This is a genomic window from Citrobacter sp. wls714, assembly GCF_005281025.1.
GTDB classification, from domain to species: domain Bacteria; phylum Pseudomonadota; class Gammaproteobacteria; order Enterobacterales; family Enterobacteriaceae; genus Citrobacter; species Citrobacter werkmanii.
In genome coordinates, this window is sequence record NZ_SZWZ01000009.1 from 21,911 (window position 1) to 29,258 (window position 7,348).

Annotated in this window: 8 protein-coding genes; all 8 read left to right on the plus strand. The window is 51.7% G+C overall.

Annotated elements, in window-relative coordinates; translation table 11 throughout:
* Positions 1 to 5: 5 nt before the first annotated feature.
* A complete protein-coding gene (locus tag FDX11_RS01495; RefSeq protein WP_175330120.1) occupies positions 6 to 416 on the plus strand; it encodes a hypothetical protein in 411 nt (136 codons plus the stop codon).
* Positions 417 to 848: 432 nt separating this feature from the next.
* The gene (locus FDX11_RS01500; protein WP_048997979.1) at positions 849 to 1,421 is read left to right on the plus strand and encodes a Panacea domain-containing protein; all 573 of its coding nucleotides are present in this window, start codon (positions 849 to 851) and stop codon (positions 1,419 to 1,421) included.
* 170 nt (positions 1,422 to 1,591) lie between these two features.
* On the plus strand, positions 1,592 to 1,870 hold the full coding sequence (locus FDX11_RS25350; RefSeq protein WP_249360708.1) for a hypothetical protein: 279 nt from the start codon (positions 1,592 to 1,594) through the stop codon (positions 1,868 to 1,870).
* An 83-nt stretch (positions 1,871 to 1,953) separates the two neighbouring features.
* Positions 1,954 to 2,304 (plus strand): phage tail protein, encoded by a 351-nt coding sequence (locus FDX11_RS01510; protein ID WP_137397362.1) that lies wholly within the window; start codon positions 1,954 to 1,956, stop codon positions 2,302 to 2,304.
* Positions 2,305 to 2,312: 8 nt separating this feature from the next.
* Positions 2,313 to 3,086, plus strand: a complete 774-nt coding sequence (locus tag FDX11_RS01515; RefSeq protein WP_137397363.1) for a phage minor tail protein L — start codon at positions 2,313 to 2,315, stop codon at positions 3,084 to 3,086.
* Between the two features lie 12 nt (positions 3,087 to 3,098).
* Positions 3,099 to 3,830 carry a C40 family peptidase gene (locus tag FDX11_RS01520; protein ID WP_137397364.1) on the plus strand — a complete coding sequence of 244 codons (732 nt, stop codon included), beginning with the start codon at positions 3,099 to 3,101 and terminating at the stop codon, positions 3,828 to 3,830.
* Positions 3,818 to 4,417, plus strand: a complete 600-nt coding sequence (locus tag FDX11_RS01525; RefSeq protein WP_137397365.1) for a tail assembly protein — start codon at positions 3,818 to 3,820, stop codon at positions 4,415 to 4,417. Before FDX11_RS01520 ends, FDX11_RS01525 begins: the two co-directional genes overlap by 13 nt.
* A gap of 55 nt (positions 4,418 to 4,472) precedes the next feature.
* Positions 4,473 to 7,348 (plus strand): host specificity protein J (locus FDX11_RS01530; RefSeq protein WP_137397366.1); only part of this gene is annotated, 2,876 nt, incomplete at its 3' end.

Genomic DNA, 7,348 nt, shown 5'->3' on the forward strand with positions numbered 1-7,348 from the left:
TGATAATGAGAAAAATGTTTTGCTTAAGTTTGGCCTGTATTGCACTTACTGCGTGTAAACCTTCAGAGGAAAAAGCACTACAACTCGGGCAACAAGAAATTGCAAATGGGTTGATGGATCCCGATAGCGCCAAATTTAAAATGGTTAGGTTCAATTTGGACAAAAACCAGCAGTCCGGGGATGTTGTGAGCGGTTTCGTATGTGGCAGGGTTGCTGGGAAGAATGGGTTTGGTGCGTATGTTGGCTACCATCCTTTCTATGTTCATATCAAGATGACTCCCAAAGGGGCGTTTTCTAAAGGAGTGAATTATGAGATCGGAGAAAAAGCGATATACCCCGATGGAAGAGATGAGTCATGGATAGATCTTGACGGAAACTCTTATGTTAGCCGCTGCGGTGCCACACCATCCAAATGAGTTTATGTAGAGCCTTCTAACCACCACCACTCAACCGAAACCAAGCCTCGCTGACGCGGGGCTTTTTGTTGCTCTCCTGAGAACGATGCGGTTGAAATTTGAACGCCGCATTCAGAGGGCGCGAAATACTACAGCAATCTTTTGGGGAATTCATTGTAAGTAGGCCATGTTCTTGTGCAAAAAGTGCTATTTGTGCGCATTGGTACAGATTGAAACGCATTGGAACGCATTGCAACTTTGCACGATCATGTTGTGATTCTGCAATTACCTTAGAGGTAATTTCGGCAAACATGACGCTAACTTGCAAAATGGTCATCGCGATCATCGTCGAACGTGGGGCTATCTTGACGAAATGAAGATTGCTTAAAAGTTATAGCTGGCTATAAAATCGTTGTAGAGATGTACTTTCATTATTGATTTAGAGGTTCAACTATGTTTTGCGAAGAAAAAGTAGCTCAGATGGCTGCTTACCTGCTACTAAAACGTGGCGGGCGCATGGCATATCTGAAGCTAATGAAATTGCTATACTTGGCAAACCGTCAATCAATGATCATGTATGGGCGCATGATGGGTGAAGATCGCCTTTACTCTATGCCTCATGGTCCCGTGATGTCGACCACGTTAGATTTGATTCGTGGTAGGGCAGATATTGACGGCGAATACTGGTATCGTCTGATAAATACGGCTGGGCACGATGTATGTCTGAGTGCAGATCCCCGTGAAATGGATGTCGATGAGGTGTTCGATGAATTGAGCCGGGCTGATGTACGTATTCTTGATGAAATTTATGCACAGTATGGTCACATGAACAGATATGAGCTGCGTGACATGACCCACCTGCGTGAGGTATGTCCGGAATGGCACGATCCTAACGGTTCGAGAGCCCCAATTGATGTTCGTGAGATCTTTTTGAATGCAGGGAAGACTCCTGAAGAAGCTGAAAATATTCTCAGGAGCATGCGCGAATCACAAGAGCTTAAGGAATTTTCTTCTCAATTGTCATGAGTACATTCCAACCTTATAGAAAAGGAACAGTCTTAGCTCCGAGTGGACCATGCAATCATCTCCATGTGATTTGCAACGATCCTGTTTATTACCCAATAAATGACTGTTACTGCATTTTGGTTGTGAATGTCTCTAGTATTAAGCCGGGTGTCCCTCACGATGATGCTTGCGTGCTTAACCCTGGCGACCATCGATTTATTCAGCATCCGAGTTATGTTGTTTATGCTGAGGCCGTTATCTGGCGTGTCGATAATGTTGAAAGGAAACAAGCTGCTGGTGAGATAACGGCACATGACGATATGTCTGAGGTTTCCTTTGAGCGAGTCCTTTCAGGCTTCGACATTTCTGAACAAGCCAAGCCAAAGCACATCAGGTTTAAAGAAAGGTATTGCTCTAACAACGAGTTAGTGGAACAACCTCAACCATCAGATGATATGACCGGCACATAACACAAATCCGCTTTTTGCAGGTTTGGTATATTGGATATAAAAATACAAACACCCGCTTCGGCGGGTTTTTTTATGGAGTAAATATGACCGTCGAAACCTACAACTGGCATTCGCAGCTCGGCGCGGGTGCTGTCGAATACAGTCAAACGATACGGTCTGCGCAGTTCGGGGACGGTTACGAACAGGTGGCTGAGAACGGTATTAACTCCACCGCCATTCAGGTTCCAATGAAGCATGCAGGAACGGAGGCGGAAATTAACGCAGTTCGCGACTTCCTGCTGGCGCATACCGTTAAAGCATTTGTCATCACGCCTCCTGGCGAAGTGAAGGGGCTTTATCGCGTTGTCGCCGACTCCGTGCGCAAAAACCAGATTAGCAGCAAATTCGCTGAACTGACATTCACGATTAAGCGCGCTTATGGCGTCTATGCCTGAGGTGAAGCATGACAGCACTGATTGATACGGCGGCAATGCTGGCGCCAGGTGGCAGAGTCCGCCTTGTTGAAGTGGATGCTTCAGAGTTCAGCGGCGGTATTCATCGTTTTCACTACAGTCCATTTCCCCATACATCCACCGAGATTGAAGCGGCGAATGGCGATGAGACTAAGCTTGGACCAAAACCCATCATCTGGGATGGAAAAACCTTCGACTTCTGGCCATTCCAGATTTCTGACCTCGCTCTCTCGACCGACCAGGCCGCGGAACCGAAGCTGAGCGTATCGAACCTTGACGGGCATATCACTGCGCTCTGCCTGCAGTTCAAGGACATGGTTAACGCGAAGGTAAGCATCATCGACACCTACGCCGTTTATCTGGACGCGGTTAACTTCCCAGGCGGCGTGAACCCGATGGCAGACCCTACAATGTTCACGTTCCAGACCTTCTGGCTGGACACCAAAACCTCAGAAGATGATGAGGTGGTTACGTGGTCACTCAGCAGCCCGGCGGATTTGCAGAACCTGGTTATTCCCACCCGTCAAATTACATCGCTGTGCGAGTGGGCGCTGCGCGGCCAGTACCGCAGTGGCGACGGCTGCACCTACAACGGCACGGCGTATTTTGATGCGAAAGGCAATGCGGTTGCTGACCCAGCATTGGACGTGTGCGGTGGTTGCCTGAGCGATTGCCGTAAGCGATTTGGTGCGGGCCTGGCTGAACCCAATACTGCCACACTCGATTTTGGTGGATTCCCGGCAACTGTTCTCTTCTCCCGATAACCGGACTTCAATATGAACAAAACGATAATGAACGCTATCCGGGTGCATGCTCTGGAGGAATCGCCACGCGAGTGCTGCGGCTTCGTCATCCAGACAGGACGGCGTCAGCGATACATTCCGGTACCGAACAGTCATGAAAACCCATCTGAGCATTTCCGTATCGATGGCGAGCATTGGGCGAACGCCGAAGATATCGGGGCGATTGTGCGCGTTATCCATTCCCATCCTGGCGACGGAGCAAGGCCCATTCCATCCGATCTGGACCGCCAGCAGTGCAACAACTCCGGCGTGGTATGGGGCATTTATGCGCCGGATAGCGATGAATATGCCGAGATAATGCCGGAGGCGGTACCCCTTATCGGGCGTCCGTTTATCCTGGGCTCAAATGACTGCTGGGGGCTGATTATGGACTGGCATGCCACCCAGGGTGTAACGCTGAACGACTTTCGCGTCGATTACCCATGGTGGGAAAGCCAGTACCCGGACAACCTGTATTTCGACAACTGGGAGCGGGAAGGGTTTGTCGAATGCGACCCGTCTCCAGGCTGTATGGTCATCATGCAGGTTGAATCCAGTAAGTGGAACCACGCGGGGATCATTACCGAGGAAGGTGAACTGCTTCACCATCTGTACGGGCAGCCATCCTGCATCACGCCGTATGCGCGCGGTTATTTCAAAGATAGGACGATGATCTGCGTCCGTCACAAAGAACTACCGCAGGAGATTCAGCCATGGCGCGTTTAACCACGATTCGATTGTACGGTGTACTGGGAGCCCGGTTTGGCCGTGTTCACAGGCTGGCGGTACAGACTTCTTCCGAGGCTGTCAAGGCGCTCTGCATCAATCTGGATGGGCTTGAAAGCTATCTCATGAACGCCAAAAAGAACGGCATGACGTTTGCAGTATTCCGTGGAAAAAGAAACATTGGCGTTGAGGACTATCAGAACCTTGCTGGGAATAGCGACATTCGAATTGCACCGGTTATGGAAGGTGCAAAGAAAGCAGGTTTGTTCCAGACCATCCTTGGAGCCGTGATGGTTGTGGCTGGCGTTGTAACCGGCGTTCTTACCGGATGGACAGGTGTGGGGCTCACATTCGCTGCCGGTTTGATAATGTCGGGTAGTTCAATGATGGCCGGCGGTATCTACCAGATGCTATCACCACAACCGAAAGGACTACAGGGGCGAGACGATCCTGACAATAAACCCTCATATGCCTTCGGTGGCTCGGTGAATACCCTTGCGATGGGTAACCCGGTCGCGCTTCTTTATGGTGAGCGCGAGATTGGCGGCGCCATCATCAGTGCTGGCATAGTCGCTGAAGATATCTGAAAACTCCCTTCTGAATATCAAGCACCCAATTGGGTGCTTTTTTTATGGATGTAATATGGAAGCGATTACTGGTGCAAAAGGTGGCAGCCAGAAGCAACACACGCCTGTAGAGCAGCCGGATAGTGCACAGTCTATGGCGCGCTGCCGCATGCTGCTTGCGCTCGGAGAAGGTGAGTTTGCTGGTGGCCTGGATGCGACCCGGATATTCCTGGACGGTACGCCGTTGGGAAACCCCGACGGAACGATGAACCTTGAGAACGTTACCTGGGATTTCCGTCCGGGCACGCAGACGCAGGCCCCGATCCCCGGTTTCCCAGCAGTGGAGAACGAAACCAGCATCGGCGTGTCGCTAACGAAAGTTACCCCATGGACTCGAGCTATCAGCAACACCCAGATCGATGCCGTATTGGTACGCGTTGGCATTCCAGGCCTTCAACAGCAGGAAAACGATGGGGATATTGTCGGTACTACGGTTCAGTATCATATCGACCTTGCCGTTGATGGCGGCGCGTACAGCACCGTAATGACCAAAACTGTTACGGAGAAACTCAGCTCTCTCTATGAGTTGACGCACCGTATTAACCTGCCGAAAGCGAACACAGGCTGGCAGATTCGCGTGGTACGCGACACCGACGACAGCACCAGCCAGATGTTGCAGAATAAAACGCAGGTACAGGCTATCACTGAGGTGATTGATGCGCGCCTGCGTTATCCCCACACGGCGCTGCTGTATGTGTCGTTCAACGCCAAATCGTTCAACAATATCCCGAAGATTTCCTGTAAACCAAAGGGGCGTATTATCCGCATCCCTTCGAATTACGATCCGATAGCCCGAACCTACAGCGGCACATGGGACGGGACGTTTAAGTGGGGCTGGACGAATAACCCAGCATGGATCTGGTTCGATGTACTCACTGAGCCGCGCTTCGGACTTGGCCGACGCGTCACGGCGCAGATGCTGGATAAGTGGGAGCTTTACCGTATCGCCCAGCGTTGCGATCAGAAAGTACCTGACGGGAAGGGGGGAGACGGTACCGAGCCGCGCTTCATGTTTGACGTTTATATCCAGTCGCAGGCTGATGCGTGGCAGGTAATCAAGGACATTGCCGCAGGGTTCAATGGCATGACGTTCTGGGGCAACAACATGTTCAATGTTGTCTCGGACATGCCGGCGGACACGTCGAAATTGCAAATCCTTACCCGCGCTTCGGTGGTGGGCAAACCGGTTTACTCGAGCGGCAGTGAAAAGACCCGCTTCTCCAGCGCGCTGATTAACTTCAGCGACCCTGACAATCACTATCAGGACCGCACAACAGCGGTGATGTTCCCGGACCTGGTTAAGCAGTTCAAGTTTAAGCAGACTCAGCTAACCGCGATTGGCTGCACGCGTGAAAGCGAAGCTCAGCGCCGAGGTGGTTGGGCAGTGTACTCCAATTCTCTGGACCGTATTATCACTGTCCAGACGGGACTTGATGGCTTCGCTTATGTGCCGGGCACCGTATTTGCGTTTGCAGATGAACGCCTGTCAGGGCGCGTTTACGGCGGGCGTATCACCGGGTATAACGCAGGTCTTAAGGCCGTGACCACTGACCGGGGCACCAGTGCGGTGTCGGGCGATACGCTGATGATTCGCACCCAGGGCGGTACCGTTGAAAGCCGTGTGATACAGGCCGTAAATGGCACGCAGCTTATCGTGTCCACGCCGTTCACGGCGGCGCCATTACCTAATGCCATTTTTGTTATCGATGCGGGCCAGTTGCGCCTCCATTATTTCCGCGTAACCAATCTGACATTTAACGATGAAGAGAACACCTACAGTATCACCGGTGCAGAGTACAACGGCGCGAAATACGATGCCGTTGATAATAATGCTCGACTGGATACGCCACCGACCAGTCTGATTCCTACAGGCCTGGTGGGGCAACCGATGAACATCACGATCAGCAGCTATGATTCAGTTCGCCAGGGGCAGCGTATCGCCACCATGGTTGCGAGTTGGGATGCGCCATTAGATAAAAACGGGAAACCTCAGGCAGATATCGTCGCGTATCAGGCACAGTGGAAACGCGGTGATAATGAGTGGATCAATATCCCCGAAACAGGTCTGCGCAATATAGAGGTCGCCGGGATTTTCTCTGGTGATTATCTTGTGCGAGTCCGTGCCATTAATTCCGCTGGTGCTTCCAGTCTATGGGCCTCTTCTGTCCTGACTCATCTCACAGGACGTACTGGGGAAGTTCCCAAACCGGTTGGTCTGCGCACCACAGCAATCAACTGGGGTATTCAGGTTGACTGGTCCTTCCCGGTTGATACAGGTGACACCCTCCAGACTGAGTTGCAGTATTCAGTAAACGGCAACGGTGATAACCCTCTGCTGCTTGCCGGAGTTCCTTATCCGCAACACACCTACACACAACTGGGCTTAAAGGCTGGTGTTGAATTTTGGTACCGGGCTCGCCTGGTCGACCGTATTGGTAATCAGAGTGACTGGACCGACTGGATTCGTGGTGAATCCAACGCGAATGCTGACGACTACCTGGGCGATATTGCCGATGATTTTCTGACGTCTGCCGATGGTGACCGCCTGACAAGCGACATTGATACCAACCTGGAAGCTGCGTTGCAGAATGCGCTGGCCAACCATGGAACGGTGGAACACCAGTGGGCGCAGTACGGCGAAGTGCGCGCGGATATTCTGGTGGTTAAAACGACCATTGCGCAGGTGGATAAGGCCATGGCTGAAATGTCCACGCAGGTGCAGGCGCAGTTCAATGATGTGACTGCAGCTCTGGAAGATAAACTCACCGCCGTGGTTGATGCCTCCGGAGCATCTGCGATTTACACCCTCAAAACCGGAGTACGGATTAACGGTGTTATGTATAACGCCGGAATGTCGATTGCAGTGCTGGCCGAAGCGGGTAAGCCGGTAGT

Coding starts and splice junctions, on each gene's coding strand:
- FDX11_RS01495 (WP_175330120.1), top strand. CDS start 6: ATGAGAAAAATGTTTTGCTTAAGTTTGGCCTGTATTGCACTTACTGCG.
- FDX11_RS01500 (WP_048997979.1), top strand. CDS start 849: ATGTTTTGCGAAGAAAAAGTAGCTCAGATGGCTGCTTACCTGCTACTA.
- FDX11_RS01510 (WP_137397362.1), top strand. CDS start 1,954: ATGACCGTCGAAACCTACAACTGGCATTCGCAGCTCGGCGCGGGTGCT.
- FDX11_RS01515 (WP_137397363.1), top strand. CDS start 2,313: ATGACAGCACTGATTGATACGGCGGCAATGCTGGCGCCAGGTGGCAGA.
- FDX11_RS01520 (WP_137397364.1), top strand. CDS start 3,099: ATGAACAAAACGATAATGAACGCTATCCGGGTGCATGCTCTGGAGGAA.
- FDX11_RS01525 (WP_137397365.1), top strand. CDS start 3,818: ATGGCGCGTTTAACCACGATTCGATTGTACGGTGTACTGGGAGCCCGG.